This is a genomic window from Corynebacterium sp. MSK041, assembly GCF_030232265.1.
GTDB lineage: Bacteria > Actinomycetota > Actinomycetes > Mycobacteriales > Mycobacteriaceae > Corynebacterium.
Map to the genome: position 1 here is coordinate 57,178 of NZ_JASPJK010000008.1, position 21,308 is coordinate 78,485.

Annotated in this window: 30 protein-coding genes; 6 read left to right on the forward strand and 24 right to left on the reverse strand. The window is 59.4% G+C overall.

What is annotated here, in order from left to right; translation table 11 throughout:
• Positions 1–6: 6 nt before the first annotated feature.
• Positions 7–750, reverse strand: a complete 744-nt coding sequence (locus QP968_RS07680; RefSeq protein ID WP_284855829.1) for a DUF2786 domain-containing protein — start codon at positions 748–750, stop codon at positions 7–9.
• A 246-nt stretch (positions 751–996) separates the two neighbouring features.
• On the opposite strand from QP968_RS07680, the gene QP968_RS07685 reads away from it, so the two are divergent.
• Complete coding sequence (locus QP968_RS07685; protein ID WP_284855830.1) at positions 997–1,977, forward strand: L-lactate dehydrogenase; 981 nt, start codon at positions 997–999, stop codon at positions 1,975–1,977.
• A 77-nt stretch (positions 1,978–2,054) separates the two neighbouring features.
• Here the strand turns inward: QP968_RS07685 and QP968_RS07690 are convergent, their stop codons facing one another.
• From QP968_RS07690 to QP968_RS07700, 3 genes are all read right to left on the reverse strand, one after another.
• Positions 2,055–2,312: a hypothetical protein gene (locus tag QP968_RS07690; RefSeq protein ID WP_284855831.1), complete on the reverse strand. Its 258-nt coding sequence runs from the start codon at positions 2,310–2,312 to the stop codon at positions 2,055–2,057.
• 317 nt (positions 2,313–2,629) lie between these two features.
• The gene (locus tag QP968_RS07695) at positions 2,630–3,355 is read right to left on the reverse strand and encodes an ABC transporter permease (RefSeq protein ID WP_284855832.1); all 726 of its coding nucleotides are present in this window, start codon (positions 3,353–3,355) and stop codon (positions 2,630–2,632) included.
• Positions 3,327–4,022: an ABC transporter ATP-binding protein gene (locus QP968_RS07700; RefSeq protein ID WP_284855864.1), complete on the reverse strand. Its 696-nt coding sequence runs from the start codon at positions 4,020–4,022 to the stop codon at positions 3,327–3,329. The genes QP968_RS07695 and QP968_RS07700 overlap by 29 nt, the downstream gene beginning before the upstream one ends.
• A gap of 119 nt (positions 4,023–4,141) precedes the next feature.
• On the opposite strand from QP968_RS07700, the gene QP968_RS07705 reads away from it, so the two are divergent.
• A complete protein-coding gene (locus QP968_RS07705; RefSeq protein ID WP_284855833.1) occupies positions 4,142–4,834 on the forward strand; it encodes a hypothetical protein in 693 nt (230 codons plus the stop codon).
• A gap of 87 nt (positions 4,835–4,921) precedes the next feature.
• Here QP968_RS07705 and rplE read toward each other — a convergent pair whose 3' ends face one another.
• The 5 genes from rplE to QP968_RS07730 all read right to left on the reverse strand — a co-directional run bounded on the left by rplE (position 4,922) and on the right by QP968_RS07730 (position 7,029).
• Positions 4,922–5,503, reverse strand: a complete 582-nt coding sequence (gene rplE / locus QP968_RS07710) for a 50S ribosomal protein L5 (protein ID WP_284855834.1) — start codon at positions 5,501–5,503, stop codon at positions 4,922–4,924.
• A complete protein-coding gene (gene rplX, locus QP968_RS07715) occupies positions 5,503–5,817 on the reverse strand; it encodes a 50S ribosomal protein L24 (protein WP_034664250.1) in 315 nt (104 codons plus the stop codon). The genes rplE and rplX overlap by 1 nt, the downstream gene beginning before the upstream one ends.
• On the reverse strand, positions 5,818–6,186 hold the full coding sequence (gene rplN / locus QP968_RS07720; protein ID WP_284855835.1) for a 50S ribosomal protein L14: 369 nt from the start codon (positions 6,184–6,186) through the stop codon (positions 5,818–5,820).
• A gap of 306 nt (positions 6,187–6,492) precedes the next feature.
• Positions 6,493–6,756 (reverse strand): hypothetical protein, encoded by a 264-nt coding sequence (locus tag QP968_RS07725; protein ID WP_284855836.1) that lies wholly within the window; start codon positions 6,754–6,756, stop codon positions 6,493–6,495.
• A 39-nt stretch (positions 6,757–6,795) separates the two neighbouring features.
• Positions 6,796–7,029, reverse strand: coding sequence for a hypothetical protein (locus QP968_RS07730; RefSeq protein WP_284855837.1), 234 nt, complete (start codon positions 7,027–7,029; stop codon positions 6,796–6,798).
• A gap of 205 nt (positions 7,030–7,234) precedes the next feature.
• Here QP968_RS07730 and QP968_RS07735 point away from each other — a divergent pair, with 205 nt between their 5' ends.
• A complete protein-coding gene (locus QP968_RS07735; RefSeq protein ID WP_284855838.1) occupies positions 7,235–9,139 on the forward strand; it encodes a GTPase family protein in 1,905 nt (634 codons plus the stop codon).
• The gene (locus QP968_RS07740; protein WP_284855839.1) at positions 9,126–10,727 is read left to right on the forward strand and encodes a GTPase; all 1,602 of its coding nucleotides are present in this window, start codon (positions 9,126–9,128) and stop codon (positions 10,725–10,727) included. Before QP968_RS07735 ends, QP968_RS07740 begins: the two co-directional genes overlap by 14 nt.
• 18 nt (positions 10,728–10,745) lie before the next feature.
• On the opposite strand, the gene QP968_RS07745 is transcribed toward QP968_RS07740, so the two are convergent.
• The 15 genes from QP968_RS07745 to rpsJ form a co-directional block, all read right to left on the reverse strand.
• Positions 10,746–11,621 (reverse strand): hypothetical protein, encoded by an 876-nt coding sequence (locus tag QP968_RS07745; protein WP_284855840.1) that lies wholly within the window; start codon positions 11,619–11,621, stop codon positions 10,746–10,748.
• 129 nt (positions 11,622–11,750) lie between these two features.
• On the reverse strand, positions 11,751–12,425 hold the full coding sequence (locus tag QP968_RS07750; protein WP_284855841.1) for a DNA methyltransferase: 675 nt from the start codon (positions 12,423–12,425) through the stop codon (positions 11,751–11,753).
• A gap of 10 nt (positions 12,426–12,435) precedes the next feature.
• Entirely contained in the window at positions 12,436–13,392 is a 957-nt protein-coding gene (locus QP968_RS07755; protein WP_284855842.1) for a hypothetical protein, read from the reverse strand.
• 23 nt (positions 13,393–13,415) lie between these two features.
• Positions 13,416–14,231, reverse strand: coding sequence for a hypothetical protein (locus QP968_RS07760; protein ID WP_284855843.1), 816 nt, complete (start codon positions 14,229–14,231; stop codon positions 13,416–13,418).
• A gap of 249 nt (positions 14,232–14,480) precedes the next feature.
• Complete coding sequence (gene rpsQ, locus QP968_RS07765; RefSeq protein WP_034664260.1) at positions 14,481–14,765, reverse strand: 30S ribosomal protein S17; 285 nt, start codon at positions 14,763–14,765, stop codon at positions 14,481–14,483.
• Positions 14,765–15,001, reverse strand: a complete 237-nt coding sequence (rpmC, locus tag QP968_RS07770) for a 50S ribosomal protein L29 (RefSeq protein WP_034664262.1) — start codon at positions 14,999–15,001, stop codon at positions 14,765–14,767. Before rpmC ends, rpsQ begins: the two co-directional genes overlap by 1 nt.
• On the reverse strand, positions 15,001–15,417 hold the full coding sequence (gene rplP / locus QP968_RS07775) for a 50S ribosomal protein L16 (protein WP_034664264.1): 417 nt from the start codon (positions 15,415–15,417) through the stop codon (positions 15,001–15,003). The genes rpmC and rplP overlap by 1 nt, the downstream gene beginning before the upstream one ends.
• 5 nt (positions 15,418–15,422) lie before the next feature.
• The gene (gene rpsC / locus QP968_RS07780; protein ID WP_284855844.1) at positions 15,423–16,175 is read right to left on the reverse strand and encodes a 30S ribosomal protein S3; all 753 of its coding nucleotides are present in this window, start codon (positions 16,173–16,175) and stop codon (positions 15,423–15,425) included.
• Between the two features lie 3 nt (positions 16,176–16,178).
• A complete protein-coding gene (rplV, locus tag QP968_RS07785; RefSeq protein WP_284855845.1) occupies positions 16,179–16,535 on the reverse strand; it encodes a 50S ribosomal protein L22 in 357 nt (118 codons plus the stop codon).
• A gap of 3 nt (positions 16,536–16,538) precedes the next feature.
• Entirely contained in the window at positions 16,539–16,814 is a 276-nt protein-coding gene (gene rpsS, locus QP968_RS07790) for a 30S ribosomal protein S19 (RefSeq protein ID WP_034664270.1), read from the reverse strand.
• 16 nt (positions 16,815–16,830) lie between these two features.
• A complete protein-coding gene (gene rplB / locus QP968_RS07795; RefSeq protein WP_284855846.1) occupies positions 16,831–17,667 on the reverse strand; it encodes a 50S ribosomal protein L2 in 837 nt (278 codons plus the stop codon).
• Positions 17,668–17,709: 42 nt separating this feature from the next.
• Positions 17,710–18,012, reverse strand: coding sequence for a 50S ribosomal protein L23 (gene rplW, locus QP968_RS07800; RefSeq protein ID WP_034664273.1), 303 nt, complete (start codon positions 18,010–18,012; stop codon positions 17,710–17,712).
• Positions 18,012–18,665, reverse strand: coding sequence for a 50S ribosomal protein L4 (gene rplD / locus QP968_RS07805; RefSeq protein ID WP_034664275.1), 654 nt, complete (start codon positions 18,663–18,665; stop codon positions 18,012–18,014). The genes rplW and rplD overlap by 1 nt, the downstream gene beginning before the upstream one ends.
• Positions 18,662–19,315: a 50S ribosomal protein L3 gene (rplC, locus tag QP968_RS07810; RefSeq protein WP_034664277.1), complete on the reverse strand. Its 654-nt coding sequence runs from the start codon at positions 19,313–19,315 to the stop codon at positions 18,662–18,664. The genes rplD and rplC overlap by 4 nt, the downstream gene beginning before the upstream one ends.
• Positions 19,316–19,338: 23 nt before the next feature.
• Positions 19,339–19,644 carry a 30S ribosomal protein S10 gene (rpsJ, locus tag QP968_RS07815; RefSeq protein ID WP_003848085.1) on the reverse strand — a complete coding sequence of 102 codons (306 nt, stop codon included), beginning with the start codon at positions 19,642–19,644 and terminating at the stop codon, positions 19,339–19,341.
• A gap of 810 nt (positions 19,645–20,454) precedes the next feature.
• On the opposite strand from rpsJ, the gene QP968_RS07820 reads away from it, so the two are divergent.
• The gene (locus QP968_RS07820) at positions 20,455–20,952 is read left to right on the forward strand and encodes an Asp23/Gls24 family envelope stress response protein (RefSeq protein WP_284855847.1); all 498 of its coding nucleotides are present in this window, start codon (positions 20,455–20,457) and stop codon (positions 20,950–20,952) included.
• On the forward strand, positions 20,953–21,294 hold the full coding sequence (locus QP968_RS07825) for a hypothetical protein (RefSeq protein ID WP_284855848.1): 342 nt from the start codon (positions 20,953–20,955) through the stop codon (positions 21,292–21,294).
• Positions 21,295–21,308: the final 14 nt, after the last annotated feature.

Consider the following 21,308-nt stretch of genomic DNA (forward strand, 5'->3'; position numbering starts at 1 on the left):
CGCCGCCTAACACGGCAGCGCCGGCCGGGCTCTTACGCGCGTTTGGCCGAGGTCGCTTTGTTCCCCATCGCTCATTCCTTGCCAGTACGAGGTCGCATCTGTGCGTCGTTTAGTTTTCGACGACACCAGGTACATCCCCTGCGCACGGATGAATTCGTCGCGAGCGGATTCGGCCTTCCCTACATCGTCGATAAGCGCGAGCGCATATCTTTCTTGCCCAGAGGCGACATTGGTTTCGGCACCGCTCAGGCGCTCATAGATGGTGACGGCAAACCCGTGCATGTACGAACGGCGCGCCACCACCGTGGACACCCCGCGCATGCGATCCCCTTTCACCCGGCGCGCGCCCGCAGCCATCTGGGGGTTGAGGATGGCGAAGAGTAATTCCACGCGCTCAACATGTCTGCGCACACCGAAGACCATGGTTGATTCCACCTTGGTGGAGTTACGCTTGCCGTGTCTAAATGCCACGCAGTGAAGTGCGGCAACGAGGTAACTGAGTAACTGCGACTGCATGTCAGTGTAAGAGCCAGCGAAGCGGAACTCGCGCGTAATCACCTCATCGTCCGCACCGGGGCTATCCAGATCACGCTCCTCAAAACCGTACGTGGCCATTAAGTCAAAGGCTTTGCGGTAAAAGGCGGCACCTTCCGCAGTGCCCTCCTGATCAGCGGCTTGGTTGAGTAATTTCTGTACGCGCTCTTTGATTTTGTCGATGTTGCCGTAAGTGCCGATTGTTCCTGTACCCATGATTTCCCCCTTGTGGTGTGTTGTTGAAAGGTACGAACCCACATCTATCGTCTAGGGGCGACACGCCCTCCTCGTTGTGCGCGACAGCCTGTGGATAACCGTTCGAATGCGCAGTCCAGGGACTTTTGCTAAGCACGATCTGCGCAACTGGACTACCGTCGAAAGCAAGGCCGTTACGGGCAATACCAGTGGCGCGACCGCATTCGACCTCAACCAAAGCCACACTTGAAAGGACAGACCTCCGCCATGACAACCACGACGAGCAAACCCACCCCCGGCAACAAGATCGTGCTCATCGGCGCCGGTGACGTCGGCGTTGCCTACGCCTACGCCCTGGTGAACCAGGGATTGTGCGATCACCTGGCCATCATTGACATCAATGAGGAAAAGACGTGGGGCCACGTGGAGGACCTCAACCACTCGGTGCCATGGTCTGGCCACAACACCCGCGTCACCGTGGGCACATACGAGGACTGCCGCGATGCCGCAATGGTGGTCAACTGCGCTGGTGTTGCTCAGCGCCCAGGCGAAACGCGCCTGGACTTGGTGGCCCGTAACCTGAAGATCTTCAAGAGCATTGTGGACGAGGTCATGGCCCACGGCTTCAACGGCATCTTCCTCGTGGCCACCAACCCGGTGGATGTGCTGTCCTACGCCACCTGGAAGTTCTCCGGGCTGCCGTCGTCCCGCGTGATCGGTTCCGGCACCATTCTGGACACGGCACGCTACCGCCACTCACTCGGCGAGTACTTCGACATGAGCTCCACCTCCGTCCACGCCTACGTCATCGGCGAGCACGGCGATACGGAGCTGCCCGTCGTATCCACCGGCAGCGTCGCCGGCGTCCCTCTGCCGGAGAAACTCAAGAAGGCCGCGGAACACAACCCGGAAGCTTCCTCCGACATGACCACCATTTTTGAGGAAACCCGGGACGCTGCCTACAAGATCATCCAGGCCAAGGGGTCAACGTCCTACGGTATCGGTGGTGGCCTTGCCCGCATCACCCGTGCTGTCCTGCGTAATGAGGACGTGGTGCTGCCGGTCAGTGCTCTGCTGGAAGGCCAGTACGGCCTCGAGGACATCTACATTGGCACCCCGGCTGTGATCAATCGCAACGGCATCCGCGATGTCGTCGAACTCACGCTCGACGAGACAGAGTCCAAGCAATTCCAGCACTCCGCAGAGGTACTGCGCCAGGTGATGGTGGACGGCGGGCTCGTCGGGTAGCAGCCAGGGCGACATCAATGCATTACGACGAGGCCCTGGACCGTGCAGGTTCCGCTACGGCCGAGGTCCTTGGAGCGCTAGCCACTGTCAAAGTGTTGCTCCAAGGTTTCATCCGCCCGTGCGCCGCGCGGTGGCCTGACGTACGGGCCGTGATCAACCATCTCGAGTACGACGAAGCGACGGGTCAGTTCTCTCTTCCGCAGGAGGCACGAGATCTGCTGGATCGTTTCGAGGACCAGTTTGATCAGGCCGAGGATAATGCGTGGCCCGAGGATCTGAATCCGCTTGATGGGCTGGCCATGGATGCTTTCATGGCCGTCCATAGGCTCATCCACAATACTGGGTATTCCTGGGGCACCCTCGGCTTACTCCTATCCACCGACTGCGATGACTACCTGCATTTCATCCGCTTGTTTGCCTCCGCGCGGTGCCGGTTCACGGGCGAGACTCTCCACTTCTCAGAAATCGGGGGCGTGGGAAATGTCTTCGTGTTTGAGGATTTTCTGCCTCCCACACTCGTGGCAGCTACAGGTCCGAAGGATGTTGCCCGCATGCTTATCGACGCTGCCTGGGTCGCCCCCAACACAGTCGACGTAAAGCATGAGCCTGGAGTGATCTCACTCACCGGTGATGTAGACACGATGCGGCACATCTACGAGGTGGCCATGCGAAACGAGGACACGGAAGCAACGATCCGAGCGCAGTCACCCTCCTTACCAGCAGATAAACGGGTGCGGTACGAGCCTGTCGTGGACTTCACCACCGAATGTCCGGTGCGTTTTCCGGATATTCTGGCCGCCATGGGTAACCCCGAGCCACAGCCCATGATCGATGATATGACTTGTGCAGGCATGCCTCCCAGGGTTTGCATGGCGTCGACGGCATAACTCACCGGCATGGCTGCCGAAATCAATTCGAGTACACGTGGCATGTCCGCCCGTGGCACGAGAAGCCCACACAGGAGGAACTGTGGAACCACCACCGCCGGAACGAACTGCACGATCTGGAATTCCGTGCGCGCAAATGCGGAGGAGGTGAGGCCTGCGGCGGTGCCCACCAAGGCGTCGAGAAGCGCGATGCCAAAGAAAGTGCCGAGAGACCCATCTACCTCTACGCCGAGCCATGCTACGCACACACCAACAGTGATCAAGGTTTGCACGAGCGAGAGCAGGCTAAACGCCAACGCGTAACCTGCAATGAATGCGCCACGTGACACTGGCATGGTGAGCGTTCGCTCGAGCGTCCCGGAACGCCGCTCTCGCAGCGTTGTAATCGACGCAACCATGAACATCACCAAGAATGGAAACAGCGCGAAAATCGCGTGAGCGATGCGTCCGAACAACGGAGTATCAATGAGTATCCAATACAACAAAGCCATCAATAACGCCGGGACCACAAACACAAGCACGAGGGTTCGCGGTTCCCGTCTGCGCCACGATGCTGTCGCGGGTCGTGCGCATGACATCCCCATCTCGCACGAAAAGCACCTGGTCGCAGTGCTCAGCTTCGTCGAGAATATGGCTGGAGATAATGAGTGTTGTGCCCTCTTCCGCCAGATCATGGAAGAGATTCCACAGTTGGCGCCGCAGCAACGGGTCAAGGCCGACAGTCGGCTCGTCTAGGATCAAGAGCTCCGGATACGGTAGTAGCGCCATCGCAAGACTCACCCGGCTGCGCTGTCCACCACTCAGATTTCCGCAGATGCTACCGACGTGGTTCTGCAAATCAAGCTTGTCGACGATCTCCTTGCACCGCCCCACCGGCAAGCCATAGATGCTGCGCACGTAGTCAAGATCCTCTCGGACAGTGAGATCGTCGAAAATACTCGCAGCTTGGGTCGCGTACGTCACCCGCGTCCGCAAATCGGGATGGCCTGCGGGCAGCCCAAGTACCCGCACCTCACCCTGGACATTGGCCTGGGTTCCCACGATCATGCGCATCAACGTGGTTTTGCCTGAGCCCGATGGCCCGACTAGTGCTGTCATCGATCCTCGCGGCAAGCTGAAAGTGGCACAGTCCACAATGCGGGCTGATGCACCTTCCATCACTACGGCCGCGCTTTGGTTTTTCAGGTTACTCATAGCTTCACCTTTGAGCACAGAACAGTAACCTGACAAGTGTATTGAATAAAAGACACGGAAAGCCACGCCGAAACGAAAGAAACATGGGAAACACAGACCTGATCATCCACAAACCTGACGCACCCCTGACCATGCCCGACCAAGAGCTGATCGAGGCCGTGGTCGCTGCCACCGACGGACCACAGGTATCAGATGAATACCTGGTGCAGCTACACAACCAGATCCTGCAGGATAACCGCGACCTCATCGACGACGGTCTCCTCTACCCCGACAGGACTGGGCTTCGCGGCGAACGCTGCCTCGTCGTGGACGTATCGGACCATGTGGTCTCCTTGGTCATCAAGCGCCTATCACAGACAACTGCGGGAAAGGGGCTAGTAGTCGTCTCCGAGCTTGACGGCCTCGTATTCGCCTTCGGTGATGAAATTCCGGGCATGTCTATCCGCACAAACGAATGGGACATTGCCTGGGCTTCCCTCCGCGCACTGCCACAGTGGCTGGGCCGTACGACCCAGGAAATGATCTTTTACCATGACCATGGAAGCGACGCCGTGGACTTCCTCGTTGTCGAAGACACCAGCAAAGAACACAAGTTCATCCAAACGATCTACCGGCCCGCTATAGAGGCGTACCAGGTGGAGGTCCGCGACGGCGGCCCTGATGCCCACTACCAGGCAATGATCGCCAGTTACGACGAGACCCTCGCCACATTTGAAACGTGGATGGCTACCGGTGAACGCTTGCCGCAGGTTGGCTGGGCCCTCATCGACATGTAACCGAAATCTTTTGGAAAGACGAAACCCCCACCACCCAGCGGGAAGGCTGCGTGGTGGGGGCCAAGTGAGACGTCGATAAGCAAAAGCTTATGGGCGCTGCATCTTGCCACCCTTGTCCTTGAACGGGAAGCCGAAGTGGCGCAGGAGCGCGCGGCCTTCCTCGTCGTTGACAGCGGTGGTGACAACGGTGATGTCCATACCGCGCGGACGGTCGATCTTGTCCACGTCGATCTCGTAGAACATGGTCTGCTCAGACAGGCCGAAGGTGTAGTTGCCGTTGCCGTCGAACTGCTTGTCGGACAGGCCACGGAAGTCACGAATACGCGGGAGAGCAACCGTCAGCAGACGGTCGAGGAACTCCCACATACGGTCGCCGCGGAGGGTGACTTTCGCGCCGATCGGCATGCCTTCGCGCAGCTTGAAGTTAGCAATCGAGGTCTTCGCACGACGCAGCTGCGGCTTCTGACCGGTGATGGCGGTGAGGTCCTCGAGGGCACCGTTGATCACCTTGGAGTCACGAGCAGCGTCGCCGACACCCATGTTGACCACGATCTTGGTCAGACCCGGGATCTGCATGACGTTGTCGTAGCCGAACTCCTCAGAGAGCTTGCCACGGATTTCGTCCTTGTAGCGCGTCTTCAAACGCGGGGTGTAGTTAGCCTCGCTCATTAGATGTCCTTCCCGTTCGACTTGGCCACGCGGACCTTCTTGCCGTTCTCATCGAAGCGGTAGCCCACACGGGTCGGGTTGCCATCGGAGTCAACGAGCATCACGTTGGACACGTGGATCGCTGCTTCCTGGGTAACAATGCCGCCGGACTCAGCGCCGCGCTCATTGTAGGAGTTGGCCACGTGCTTCTTCACACGGTTGACGCCCTCAACGAGGACGCGGTCGCGCTTCGGGTAAGCCTCAATGACGCGACCCTGCGCGCCCTTGTCCTTACCAGCGATGACCTGGACCATATCGCCCTTCTTGATCTTCAACTAGATCACCTCCGGAGCGAGAGAAACAATCTTCATGAACTTCTTGTCGCGCAGCTCGCGTGCCACCGGGCCGAAGATGCGGGTACCGCGCGGCTCGGTGTCGTTCTTGATCAGAACTGCAGCGTTCTCATCGAAGGAGATGTAGGAGCCGTCCGGGCGACGGGTTTCCTTCTTTGCGCGCACCACAACAGCGCGAACAATTTCGCCTTCCTTGACGTTGCCGCCGGGGGCAGCTTCCTTCACGGTGGCGACAATCGTGTCGCCGATACCGGCGAAGCGTCGAACAGAACCGCCGAGCACCTGGATGCACAGAATTTCGCGTGCACCAGTGTTGTCGGCGACCTTCAGACGCGATTCTTTCTGAATCACTTTTGGTCTCCTGACCTGGATCAATGTGCGCCAGATTTCCGTCCTGTACGCACGTGGTCAATGTCTTTGTGCCTTTTCGCTTATCGACGAACAGTGGAACCCACCGTCGAAGGGTCTCGCAGCTTCAACTCGGAAACGCGCATCCGCTACGACCAGCGTTTAGACAACTGTGGTATTAAACCACGCTCCCCCTGGTAAACCCAAATCCATGCTGGTTCGCCTAGGTTTTCGGAGTGCGAAAAAGAAAAACACCATCCCCCATGGCCTGTTCAGGCCTTAAGGGATGGTGCTGTTTCTGTTTTTAATTTAGGAGCTGGATGCTGCGATGGTGCCGGCGGTGAGAACGCCAGTTACAGCAAGGAGGCTCAGGATGCTCGGAATGAGACCAACTGCAGACAGGGCTGCGGGGACGAGCAGTGCGTTCGGGCCCTGCGGACCACCGATCTTGCGCAGCTCATTCATCACCTGGTTGAGCGGCTCCGGGTAGGTCTGAGCCTGAGCGGGAGCGGTGACGCCAGCGGTGATGGCAGTAGCGGCCAGCGAAGCGGCAATGAAACGACGAATCTTCATGTCTTATTTCCTTAAACTCTGTATTAACCGACTGGCGGCTTACTTCTTGATGGCTGCGTTAATGATGGACGTGATGATGCTGATCGTCATGGACGTGGCGGACAGGGCAGCCGGCACCAGGATGAGGTTCTGAGCCTGCCAACCCGCACGTGCCTCAATCTCACGCAGAACCTGTGCCAGCGGTTCCGGAGCCGGCTGAGCGTTAGCTGCCGGAGCAGCGGCGAACACAGACGTAGCAACAAGAGCAGCTGCCGCAAAACGACGAAGCTTCATAGGGGTCTCCATATCTTCGGGGAACGAATTAATGCAGTAGAGCCGGTCAGTCCCAGCAACCCCCAATATTAAAGGACTCTGCGAATTACCGCAGGATTAGCTGGCATCTTCTGCCATTGGTTTTCCTCAGTGCTCCCTTCTGGGGGTAGCTGTGCGCCCACATACGCCATGGTGTGCCCGGCTGCTCACTATGTCATCTGCCAGAATGGATCAGGTGAAGTCCTCTACGCCTGACATGCTCGATGCTATGCACGGGCTGCGCGATGCTCTCGCCGGAACCCGGCTGGATGACGCAGCTGAAGATGCTCGTGCCATTGTGAACCAGCTGGATGACTATATTCTGCCCCGGCTGGCCAATCTGGATGCGCCGCTACTAGCCGTGATCGGTGGCTCCACGGGATCCGGTAAATCAACCCTGGTTAACGCGATATTGCGTGAACACGTGTCCAATCCGGGCGTGATCCGGCCTACTACCCGCCAGCCTGTGCTGGTGGCTCACCCGGATGACGCTGATTGGTTCAATTCGCCTCAGGTCCTTCCTGGCTTGGCACGATCCCATGGCGCAGGGGATGAACAATCCACCACGCTGCGGATTGTCCCTACCTCTAGCATCCCGGCTGGCTTAGCGCTGTTGGATGCGCCGGACTTTGACTCAATCGATGACCGGAATCGAGCGTTGGCATCACAACTGCTGGCCGCTGCAGATCTGTGGGTTTTTGTTACTACACCAGCGCGTTATGCCGATCAGCTTGTGTGGAACTTTTTGCACGATGCTGCGGGAAGAGGCATCGAAGTTGTTGTGGTGCTGAATCGTCTTGATGAGTCTGCGGCTGCAACCGTTCCCGATGATTTGCGCCGGATGATGGATGAGGCCGGGCTGGGTGGCGCCACCGTGTTCACTGTCCCATTCGTACCTGGCTTGGGCAGCGATGGCGCTGGCACGGACGGCGAATTCCTTCGCGATGAGTTTGTTGCTGATGTGCGCGCGTATCTCACTGGTCTCGCTGAAGATTCTGTCGCGCGCCGCGCAGTGGCTGGAAAAACTGTCGCGGGAGCAATCATCGGGGCCCTTTCGCGTATCGACGCTGTGGTGGAGGCCCGTTCCCGCCAAGAAGCCTTCGCCGGCCAACTCAATACCGCGATTGATGAGCAGTATTCGGCCGCACATGCCCATGTCATCGATGCCACGTCCGATGGCAAGCTGCTACGCACCGAGGTGATGAACCGCTGGCAGGACGTGGTGGGTACCTCCGATGTGACCCGCGGATTCGAACGCTGGTTTTCCAACGCCATGGATAAGGTTGGCAGCTTCTTCAGTGGCGAGCCTGCCCCGTTGCGCGAGGTGGAAACAGAACTGGAATCTGGCTTACATGCTGTCATCGTTGATGCCGCCGATACCGCGGCCGCCCGTTCATGGGCCCACATCGGCGCAGTTGCCCCAGATCTTCGCGCTGCCGCTGATCCGGCTCTGGCACGTTCGAGCGAGGATATTGATGCCCAAGCGGCGGCACTCGTGAGGGAATGGCAGGCTGCGTTGCTCGCTCACATCCAGGAAACCGCTGGGGCGAAGCGGCAGCGTGCCCGCGCCATGTCTTTTGGTTTAAATGTCCTCACCGTGGCACTCATGCTCGTCGTGTTTGCTTCCACGGCGGGGATCACGGGCTCTGAAGTTGCCATCGCTGGTGGGTCAGCGGTGCTTGGCCAGAAGCTGTTGGAAACAATCTTCGGTGAAGACACGGTGCGTCGCATGGCCACTGATGCCCGCAATGATTTGAATGAGCGCCTCTACACGCTCCTGCAACGCGAACGCGCGCGCTTCTACCCCGTCACTGATCCCTTGGTTGAAGGCACTCCAGCAGGCGAGCTACAGGAAGCAGTCAGTACTGCCCGCACCGCCGTTGCCGGGCGGTTCCCTGAATTGGCCGGGACAACCAACGTCGCCTCGCGCGCGCTGGCCCCTGCTACTCAGGATGACCAAGACAGTGGAGGCACCACGGATCTAGCGGCATCCGCGCAACGTGGACCCTTGCGTGATCTGTTCACTCAACTCCGTGGCGGTTTCCAGCGCCCCGCGCAACAAGCGGAAGGAGAATCCGGTGGCACTGTTTAAACGCACCGCGCCGCTTGGTGAGCGCCTTACGGCTTTAAAAGATGCCGCCGAGATTGGTGCACCGTACCTCTCGCCTGCGCAAAGGGAACGGTTAGAAAACGTGGCACGCGCGGGGGCAGAACGTCGCGCCCTGTCGGCAGAGCACACTGTTGTTGGTTTCTTCGGGGCAACGGGTTCCGGTAAGACATCGCTGTTCAACGCGGTTGTTGGGGAAGATTTAGGCAAGGCTGCTGCACGCCGCCCAACGACCTCCTCGCCGCTCGCAGCGGTCTGGGAACCTGCTGGTTCAGAGGAACTGCTCGACTGGCTTGAGGTGGAAGACCGTCGGACACGCCCCGGTGAATTCGCTCCTGGTGCTGGGCCATTGATCTTGTTGGACCTCCCAGATTTCGACTCGGTAGAACTATCCAACCGGGAGATTGCCACCCGTCTTGCAGGTCAAGTGGATGTTCTCGTGTGGGTCTCCGACCCAGAGAAGTATGCCGACAGTGTCATCCATGAACAGTTCATCCAACCGCATGCCAACCACTCTGCAGTTACCCTTGCTGTTCTGAATAAATCAGACCTGCTGGATTCTGGGGATGTGCCCACCGTTGCACAGTCTTATGCGCAGCTGCTTCGCTCTGATGGCCTCACACATGTCTCTGTTCTGCCTACATCGACGCTCACCGGTGCAGGTATTGGTGATGTTCGAGCGGCCATTGCCCGCGTCGCCCGTGCTCACTCGGCGCAATCCGCCCGAATCGAGGCAGACATTGTGTCCGTCACCGATGAATTTGCCCACGGCACCAAGACAAGCGCCCCGGATAAACGCGCAAAACGCGAGCTAGACAAGGCCTTGAGCCACGCTGTGGGAGCAGACCGTCTGGCCAACACCACTGCGGCTGCGTACCGCAAGAGGCTTTTTCAGCGCACCGGCTGGCCCGTTGTTTCCTGGATGGCACGCTTCCGGCCTGACCCCTTAAAACGGCTGGGGCTGCGCGAAGAACCAGATAGTGTTGGTGTTCATCGCTCATCCCTGCCTGAGTTGGACGCTGCTTCAAAGGCTGTGGCCAACAAGGGTGTCCGCGAGTATGCGGCCACGATTGCGGAAGGTTTGCCACCCCAGTGGGCTGGAGCCGTGTTCGACCGTGCTGATGACGTGGCTGTGAGTGTTCCGGCCGAACTCGATGTTGCTGTGACGCGGACAAAGCTCCCGGCGGAACCCTCAAAGGCGTGGCGCGTGCTCACCTTCATTCAATGGCTTGCCTTTGTCGCAGCGCTCGTTGGCGCGCTGTGGTATCTCATCGTGGCGCTCGTACCGGGAATTCTCACCCCACTTCTAGGCGAAGATCTTGTGCCGGACGTCGAGGGATGGCCCATCCCCACGCTGCTCATCATGGTGGGAATCCTCACTGGCGTGGTCATCGGGTTGATGTCTGCGGGTGTTGGAGGGATCGTCGGTAGCAATATCAAGCGGCGTACGCGCACAGCGCTCCGCAAAGAAATTGCTGCGATGTCGGAGACAACCGTTGTCGCGCCGTTAGCGGAGATCCGGGATGACTACGTGCGTTTTACCGAATACATCGCCGTCGCCGCGGGCACGTAAGCCCACGCATCAGGTGCACTACTCTCCCACGATTGTCCGCTCGATTTCGCCTTCAGGTCCGTTGACTATCAGGTTGGCAGCTTTGCCGTCGACGGATTGAGACAGGATCTTTTTGATCGGATCTAGCTCCGCGGGATCGTATTCGCCGTCGGTGTAGAAGTACCACACGCTCAGCAGGCCGGTATTGCCCGTCTCATACAGGTAAAGGTTACTTGCGGCATCAACGCGTTCTGCCTGTTCAACGAATGCGTTCACGCTCCCACTGTCTGGTGAAAGCTTAAGGCTCGGGGCGAGATCACCCCAGCCAGGTACGCCGTCCAGCCGCGCGGGCTTGTGCAGCGGAAAACCGCGCAGGTTAAATATGCCTCCCCCGTGCGCGTCAAGATGCTCCCACGCACGGTCACGAAATTCACGTGCCGCGCCATCGCTTATCGACGTCTCCCTCAACACCACCACACTCAGTTCCCCATCCGGGCTCGAAGCCGAGATGGAGACCTCTGCCACCTCGGGTGCTGCAAACGGCGCCAATTGCTCTCCAGATTGTGCTCCGAATTCCGCGGTTGGGAACGGGCCCTGCCATTTGAAAGCCGTTCCATCCAGATCCGCGTGCACATGCGAAGTCATCTCCTGATTGAGTTCCTCCCCCTTTTCATGCAGCGTGGCCAAGGCAGCCACGAACTCGGGGGCATCGTGCACATTCACGGAACCACTCACCGAGATCGTGCTCGATGGAATGCCGCCCGCAATCACCGAAGAGAACGTCAGCCCCTCAAACACCGGGTCCGTGGCAGCCCACTGTGCCAACGCCTCCTGCTCATCTGCAGTCGGGTCCACACAGCCAGAAAGCGCTAGAACAACTGCACCAACAACGCCAGCAATGACTTTCCGCATCATGCCCACCATCCTAAAAGACAGAACTGCCGGACCTCCACACCCTGAACTGCCCCTATTCGTTGCACCGGCAGGCCAATCCGGCTCCTGGGGAGCAGTCTTTTACTCGGGCTACTCAGCGTTTCCCAGCCATTAACCAGTTTTTCCACGCTGGAACACAAGCAGAGCATCGCGAGTGATGTCGTGCGGATACTCGTCCCACTCGATGTCGGTAACGCTTACCTGCTCGAGGTGTTCGGCGAGTAGGGCGGCGCAGTCGTCGATAAGCGGGGTGAGTGCACCGGCATGGTGGATGTTGCCAACATTCCACACCACGTGACCGCCGGGACGTACGAGGCGTGAGCATTGACGCGCCACGGCGTTGAGCTGAGCGAGGTAGCGCTGATAGTCCCCACTTCCCCGTTCATAGGCTTCGAGCGGATCTGTATCCGTCTCCGTTGCGGCCATATAGGGCGGGGAAGTAAGAATCAGGTCGACAGCGGGGCGCAGCTCCGCGGAAGCTAGCTGCGGCAGGGTGCGGCGCGCGTCACCGGTGACGATACTTGCTTCTGGCACGGCTGCCTGGATCTGGGCCACGCGATCTGGGAGGAGCTCAATGCCGGCTGCGCGGCGGCCGAGCGTTACGGCGCGGGACAGCGTCGTGCCAAATCCAGCGAAGGGGTCGAATACCAGATCACCCGACGCTGAGTACGTGTTAATTACGTGGTCCACGATGGCGGTGCACATGTGCACGTCCTCATCCGCACCGGCAGGACGGTCCGCGTGGAATTGGGTGAGAGTCGCCCGTAACCGCTGGGAAAGCGCCATATCGAGCAGTTTAATCAGCGAAAAGTTGAACCATGCGGTCACCCCATGGCCCGGTGTCCTCAGGCTGTTCGTCCATTGGTGCCCCAACAATTGCCTCGCCCAGGCGGCCGTCCGGCCCCTTGATTTGCACCCCAACGGGGGCGCCGGCTGCTGAGCTGGAAAGCACGGACTTCAGCTGCTTCATCGCTGCCTCGTCATAATCCCCCTCGGTGTAAAACTCCCAGTGGTAGAAACCTTCAAAGCTCCAAACGGATCGCACCGCATAGGGGGTTGCGGCATCCACCTTGTCCGCGAAAGCAGCTGTGGCGGCATAGCCTCGGGGGAACTCTGAAAGGCGAAGCACCGGCGAGATGCGCCTGGAGGGTCCTTCCTCTTCAGAAAGTGTGGGACGCGCCAGCGGGAACCCAACCAGTTCGATGCTGCCGGTCGGTTGCACGACGTCCAGGTGGCGGAGCACCGTGTCACGGTAGGCATGCGCGTCCTCGTCGCTGGTCTCACGATCACGATAAACCTCGGCCCGCAAGCCGCGTGAGAAATCGTCCATCAAAACCGTGCGTATCTCGGGCGCTGCGAACGGCTCGAAAACCGCGGTTAGTTCCTTATCCCGGCCCGGCTCCCAATTGCGGCCTTTCCAGGTAAACGGGGTGCCCTCGATGTCGGCGTTGACGTTCAGATCCAACCCGAGACGATCTCCGTCAGGCATCTCAGCCAGCCTGGCGTAGAGCTGATCCAAAGCGGAAAAGAACTCAGCCACACTGCCCACATGCACGTCGCCGACCACGTCAATGTTGTTGGTCGGGATACCGCCTGCCAGGGCAGCTGAAAACTTCACATCGACGAGCGCGGGTTGAGTAGCTGCCCACTGCGAAAGTTCCGGGGCGAGTTCACGCGTGATCTTTGATGACACACACCCAGCGAGAGCAAGGCTAGCTAACGCGGCCACGACGGCAGTGATTTTCCGGAACATGACAGCCAGTGTAGGGGTGGGCTTCAGCCAAAAAACACTCGCTCCATGTCCTCCTGCCACTTCCCAGGATGTTTAGGAAGCTTCTCTGGCGTTGGGCTCGTATCCACAGTGCCCAGAATCCTCTTGCTGCTTATGATCTCGACTTTGATGGGGCTACCGGCTTCCGGCTGTGAGAGCAACTCCTTGAGCTGCTTCATCACTTCTTCGTCGTACTCATCCTCGGTGAAAAACCTCCATGAATACGAAATCTCATTACTCCACACACTTCGCACCGCATAGGGGATTGCAGCGTCTACTTTCTCCGCGAAAGCTGCTGTGGCTACATACCCCTGGGGGAACCCCGAGAGACGAAGCGACGGAGAAGCAGCCCCACCATCTGGCTCGGTGGGGTGCAGCAGTGGGAATCCAAACAAATCGATTAGTTCCGTGGCCTTCGTGTCGTCTAAGTAGTGGAACACCCTGTCACGGTATGCGCGCGCATCATCGTCGCTGACCTGAAAGTCCCTTTCCACTTTGACCCAGAGGACGTCGTCGTCATGCCGGACATTCACAGTGCGAACCTCGGGGGCTGCGAAAAGGTCAAGAAGTTCTGTCAACCTCTCGCGCCACCCCGGCTCCCACCTGAACCCTTCCCACGTGAACTCCGTCCCCTGGATATCAGCCTTGACGTCGACCTTCAAGAATCGGTGTTCTCTAAACGGCAGCTCATCGAACTTAGCGTTCAGCTGATCCAAGGCAGTAGCGAATTCGACAACGCTTGTCACATGCAGCGCGCCTTGCGCCTGAAGGGTGTCAGAAAGCGTGCTTCCGAAAAGCCCCATCTCCTTCGCCCGCGACACACTCAGACTATCCAAGGCAGGCTGGGTGCCAACCCACTCCGCCAACTCATTGAGGCGATACTGCGCCGACCACCCACCTACACATCCACCGAGAGCGAAGGTAGACAAAACCGCAACCAAGGCGACAATCTTTCGAAACATAGGTGCCAGTCTAAAGAAAGGCGGCACAAAAGACCCCGCCCCTGCCCCCGATCCAGAAAGGATTGGGGGCAGGGGCGGGTAAGAGAATCGTCGATAAGCGACTTGGGCTTAACGAGCCTTCTCGATGATCTCGACGAGACGGAAGTGCTTGTCCTTAGACAGCGGACGCGTCTCCTCGATGCGGACGAGGTCGCCGATACCAGCGGTGTTCTCCTCGTCGTGTGCCTTCACGCGCTTGGTGGTACGGACAATCTTGCCGTACAGGGCGTGGGACTTGCGGTCCTCGAGCTCGACAACGATGGTCTTGTCCATCTTGTCGGACACGACATAACCGCGACGACGCTTCTGCAGACCCTTTTCCTTCGGGGCCTGTGCGGTGGTGTTGTCAGCCATTAGTTCGCTCCTTCAGCACCAGGGACGGTGGACAGACCAAGTTCACGCTCGCGCAGCACGGTGTAGATGCGTGCGATGTCGCGCTTGACCGCCGAAATACGACGGTTGTTGGTCAGCTGCCCAGTGGCCAGCTGGAAGCGCAGGTTGAACAGCTCTTCCTTAGCCGCGGACAGACGATCGTTGAGCTCGGAATCATTCAGCTCACGGAACTCGTGTGCGGGGGTTCCAACTGCCATTAGAACAGGTCCTCCTTCGAGATAACGCGGGTCTTGCAGGGAAGCTTCGCGCCTGCACGGCGGAGAGCTTCCTGAGCCACTGCCTCGTTCGGGTAGGACATCTCAAACAGGATGCGGCCAGGCTTAACGTTGGCCACCCACTTCTCCACCGGGCCCTTACCGGAACCCATACGCACGCCGAGCGGCTTCTGGGTCAACGGACGGTCCGGGAAGATGTTGATCCACACCTTGCCACCACGCTTGACGTGGCGGTTGATGGCAATACGAGCGGACTCGATCTGGCGGTTGGTGATGTACGCCGGCTCGAGAGCCTGCAGAGCGTAGTCACCAAAGTTGATGGTATTGCCGCCCTTGGACACGCCGGAACGGCCCGGACGGTGCTGACGACGGAACTTAACGCGCTTAGGGATAAGCATGTGTCTTAGCCCTCCTTATTCTGCTGTTCGGCGCGCTGGCGGCGCTGGCCACCACGGCGCGGGCGACGATCGCGGTCACCGCGGCCACGGCGGTCATTGCCCGGAGCGTTCAGCTCGGACTCGCGGACACCGCCGACAACGTCACCCTTGTAGATCCATACCTTGACACCGATGATGCCGAAGGTGGTGTCTGCCTCGGCGAGACCGTAGTCGATCTCAGCGCGGAGGGTGTGCAGGGGAACGCGGCCTTCGTGGTAGCGCTCGACGCGGGACATTTCAGCGCCACCGAGACGGCCAGAGCACTGAATCTTAATGCCCTTGACCTGCGGCTGACGCATTGCGGACTGGATTGCCTTGCGCATTGCGCGGCGGAAAGCGACGCGGTTGACCAGCTGCTCAGCCACAGACTGTGCAACGAGTGCAGCGCTGGCGTCGACGTTCTTGACCTCGAGGATGTTGAGGGCGACCATCTTGCCGGTGAGCTTCTCCAGCTCACGACGGATACGGTCTGCCTCAGCACCACGGCGGCCGATCACGATGCCCGGACGTGCCGTGTGGATGTCCACGCGGACGCGGTCACGGGTGCGCTCGATGACAACGTCGGCGATGCCGGCGCGCTCGAGGTTGTTCTTCAGGAACTCGCGGATCTTGATGTCCTCAGCGACGTAGTCGGAGTAGGACTTGTCGGCGTACCAGTGGGACTTCCAGTCGGAAGTGATACCCAGCCGGAGGCCGTGCGGGTGAATTTTCTGACCCATTGTTTAAGCCTCCTTCTGGCTTTCCACTACCACGGTGATGTGGCAGGTGCGCTTACGGATCTGGAATGCGCGGCCCTGAGCACGCGGCTGGTAACGGCGCATGGTCGGGCCCTCGTTGGCGTAAGCCTCGGAGATGACCAGGGTGCGCGGATCCAAACCGAAGTTGTTCTCAGCGTTGGCTGCGGCGGACGCGACGACCTTTGCCACCTGGGTGGAAACGGCCTGCGGCGCGTACTTCAGGATGGCCAGGGCCTCGGACACGGTCTTGTCGCGGACGAGGTCCAGGACGCGGTTCGCCTTCATCTGGGACGTACGCACGTACTTAGCGGTCGCGCGTGCGGAGGTGATGGTGTCGCTCATGATTTATCGACGCCCCTTCTCTTCCTTAACGTGACCCTTGAAGGTCTTGGTCGGTGCGAACTCGCCGAGCTTGTGGCCGACCATGGACTCATCCACGAACACCGGCACGTGCTTGCGTCCATCGTGGACAGCAAAGGTGTGGCCGATGAAATCGGGGAGAATGGTCGAGCGGCGAGACCAGGTCTTGATGACCTGCTTGGTGCCAGCCTCGTTCTGAGCGTCCACCTTGTTGAGGAGGTGCTCGTCGACGAACGGGCCTTTCTTCAGGCTGCGTGGCATATGAAGTTACCTCCTCTTAACGCTTCTTGTTCGGGCGACGACGGCGCACGATCATGTTGTTGGAATAACGGTTCGGGTTGCGGGTACGGCCTTCCTTCTGGCCCCACGGGGACACCGGGTGACGGCCACCGGAGGTCTTACCCTCACCACCACCGTGCGGGTGGTCGACCGGGTTCATGACGACACCGCGGACAGTGGGCCTCCAGCCCTTCCAGCGCATACGGCCGGCCTTGCCCCAGCGGATGTTGATCTGGTCAGCGTTGCCGACCTCACCAACGGTTGCGCGGCAACGGATGTCCACGCGGCGGATCTCAGAAGACGGCATACGCAGAACTGCGTAGGAGCCTTCCTTACCCAGCAGCTGGATGGACGTACCAGCGGAACGTGCAAGCTTGGCGCCAGCGCCCGGCTTGAGCTCCACGGCGTGGATGGTCGTACCAGTCGGGATGTTGCGCAGCGGCAGGTTGTTGCCAACCTTGATGTCGGCGTTCGGGCCTGCCTCAACCATCGTGCCCTGGGTCAGACCCTTCGGTGCGATGATGTAGCGCTTCTCACCGTCTGCGTAGTGCAGCAGAGCGATGTTAGCGGTGCGGTTCGGGTCGTACTCAATGTGAGCAACCTTTGCCGGCACGCCATCCTTATCGGTACGGCGGAAGTCAATCACACGGTACTGGCGCTTGTGGCCACCACCGCGGTGACGGGTAGTGATGTGGCCGTGAGTGTTGCGGCCACCCTTCTTCGGGAGCGGGCGCAGCAGGGACTTCTCCGGAGTGGAACGGGTAAGTTCCTGGAACTCGGAAACAGAGCTGTTGCGGCGACCCGGGGTTGTCGGCTTGTACTTACGAATAGCCATAATTTTCCTCTTTCGTATCGAACTCTTTTTGGTTCGTTGCCGTTAGGCGACGCCGCCAAAAATGTCGATGGAGTCGCTGCCCTCGCGGAGAGTCACGTAAGCGCGCTTGGTGTCCTTCCGCTTACCCCAACCGGTGCGGGAGCGCTTGCGCTTGCCCTCACGGTTGACGGTGTTCACGGAGGCGACCTTCACGCCGAAGATCTCTTCCACGGCAATCTTGATCTGGGTCTTGTTTGCGTCAGTGTCGACGTAGAACGTGTAGGTGTTCTGCTCCATCAGCGCGTAGGTCTTCTCGGAGACGACCGGGGCGATGATGATGTCGCGCGGGTTAGCAATCTTGGCCATTATTTCTCATCCTCCACTGCTGCAGTGGCGCGGTTGACAAAGTCGTGCAGAGCTTCCACAGAGAAGACGACATCGTCTGCGTTGAGCACGTCGTAGGTGTTCAGCTGACCCGGCTCAAGGATCGTGATACCCGGCAGGTTCCGTGCGGAAAGACGGGAGTTCACGTCCTCACGACCGATGACCAGCAGGACCGACTTGCGGTCCGTGAGGCGCTCGACGAAGGTGCGGGCGGACTTGGTGGACGGCTTCTGACCCGGAACGAGCTCCTCGACCACGTGGATGCGGTCGTTCTGAGCACGGTTGGTCAAAGCACCAGCAAGAGCTGCCTTGATCATCTTCTTAGGGGTGCGCTGCGCGTAGTTACGCGGCTGCGGGCCGTGCACCGTGCCACCGCCGGTGAAGTGCGGAGCGCGGATGGAGCCCTGGCGTGCGCGGCCGGTGCCCTTCTGGCGGAACGGCTTACGGCCACCACCGGCAACCTCGCCGCGGGTCTTGGTCTTGTGGGTGCCCTGGCGTGCGGCTGCGAGCTGAGCGTTCACAACCTGGTGCATCAGGGGCACAGACGCTTCGCGGTCGAAGAGTTCAGCCGGGAGCTCAACGGTGCCCTTGGTGGCTCCGTCAGCGGTGTGGACATCAAGTGTCAGGTTTGTCATGCGTGAGCACCGCCCTTCACTGCGGTCTTGACGGTAACCAGGCTGCCCTTAGCACCAGGGATAGCGCCCTTGATGAGGAGCAGGTTGGAGTCGCCGTCGATCCTTTGAATCTTCAGGTTCTGGGTGGTCACACGGTTGCTGCCCATACGGCCAGCCATGCGGGTGCCCTTGAACACGCGGCCCGGGGTGGAGCAGCCACCGATGGAGCCGACGCGGCGGTGAGCAGCCTGGTTACCGTGGGAGGCACCCTGGCCAGCGAAGCCGTGGCGCTTCATGGCGCCTGCGTAGCCCTTGCCCTTGGTGGTGCCAACAACGTCAACGAAGGTGTCACCCTCGAAGATATTGACGGACACTTCCTGGCCGAGCTCGTACGCCGAGGTGTCATCCATACGGATCTCAGCGACGTGGCGGCGCGGGTTCTGGCCAGCCTTCTTGTAGTGGCCAGCCTGCGGCTTCTTTGCCTTACGGGGATCAATGTCGCCGTAAGCAATCTGGATGGCGGAGTAGCCATCAGTCTCTTCAGTGCGAATCTGGGTGACAACGCACGGCCCAGCCTCGACGACGGTCACCGGAACAACCCGGTTCTCCTCGTCGAAGATCTGGGTCATGCCGAGCTTGCGGCCCAGAATGCCCTTGATCTCATTAGTCATGTGTCAGTTCTCCCTACTACGACCTACTGGATGTTCACGTCGACGCTGGCCGGCAGGTCAATGCGCATGAGGGCATCAACTGTCTTAGGCGTCGGGTCGAGGATGTCGATGAGGCGCTTGTGCGTGCGCATCTCAAAGTGCTCGCGCGAGTCCTTGTACTTGTGGGGAGAACGAATAACGGCGTACACGTTCTTTTCGGTAGGCAACGGCACCGGTCCAACGACGCGGGCACCCGTGCGGGTAACCGTCTCAACGATCTTCTTCGCAGATGCGTCGATCGCTTCGTGGTCGTAGGCCTTCAGCCGAATGCGGATCTTCTGTCCCGCCACGTCAACCTCTTCCTCGCTGTCCCACGTTCACCTCTCGCTTCGCTCGACGTGAACGAAGTGAATCGAGAGCGAAGAGGTGGAAACCTAGCTGTCTTCTTTTTCTCTATAACGTTGTCCGGTTTGGGTCCGGCATCAACGCCAGTGTCTTTTCTTATGAATGACTGCCATGACATCTTCGGAAGGTGCGCAAGCGCATAAACAACGCTTGTCAGTGCTTCCGCCGCGCACGTGCACGCGCCAGGCGCGTCATGTGTGCAGTGTCAGGCTCGCAAGGTGGTACGTGCACCATAAAAATGGCGCTGACGTGGCCTTCGCGTACTGCCGCTGTTTATTTGCCATGCCCCTTCTCCGGTCCCCGGTCTCGAGAGTGCCTACTCTGTGGTGGCCTGTGCTCGATCGCAGGTCCTTCGTCGATAAGCAAGAGCCCATCGTGCAAAGGTGTCATGTTCGCCCTACCAGCGACGCAGATGCGTCGTGTTAAAGCAACCCGAGTATTCAAACACACCTCACCGCACATTTGCAAACTGCGCTTTTTGCTTATCGACGCCCCCAACAACAGACTGCAATAAACGTTTTCAAATAAGCCAGGTGACAAAACGGCGAATGCGGCACACCAGGCTAATCCACCTGGTTTATTTGAGTTCATTTATTGCAGTTGATTTATTGCAGTTCGTTCACCACGGCTTGCCCCCATGACGATGTGAAGCTCAATGACCGCCGAAAGAAGCTATAGCCGTAGCGCTTGCTTCTCCCTAGGATGGACAGGTGTCGCATCAAGGATGCTTATAACTAACGGCGAAAGGACCACTAATGGCAACGAATAACACTCCGGCCACGAACGAAGCTGCTGCCACGGAAGAAACTCCGGTGAAGCGCAATGAGGTGCTGGAGACGGAACACGGCAACACTGTCATTGATGACAACGTGGTGGGCAAGATCTCCGGCATCGCAGCCCGCGAGGTCTCCGGCGTGTACAACCTTGGTGGTGGCGCTGCCCGTATGTGGGGTGCTGTGCGTGAGTCATTGACCTCCTCCACCAATGTGCAGCAGGGTGTGAACGTCGCGGTAGAAAGTGGCCATGCCAGCGTGGCGGTGGCCATCATCGCCGAGTACGGCGTGGCTATCCATGAGCTGGCTAACGCGATCCGCGAGAACATTACCGTTGCTGTCACCCGCATGACGGGTCTCATCGTTGACCGCGTGGATGTCACCGTCCATGACGTGCATCTGCCGGATGACAACGCGGACGCTGACGCAGCCCGCACCGAGCAGCCAACACCGAACAACGGCCAGGTTCTGGAACAGTAGATGGCTCCCCTGACCATTACTAAGGACATCGCTGACGCGATCTGCGATGCTGTCCTGTCCGTTGACGGCGTGGCGGGGTTGAGCAGTGGCCGGATGGCCCATGCCGTACTCCGACTACCTGGCGCGCTCATTGAGGGGCTTGAAGTGTTTGAGACGGATACGGAAAACCCGCATATCGCAGTTCACCTCATCTATGACTTGTCCTCCCGTCGCGAGATCCCTCAACTGGTCAGGGATGTCCAAGCGACTGTCCTTGCCGTCCCGGCACTTGCTCAAGTACCGGGCTCACCCCGCGTGGATGTGGTGGTCTCCGACGCCGTCCGTCACGCACCCACGAAGTAGAAATGTGGATCTAG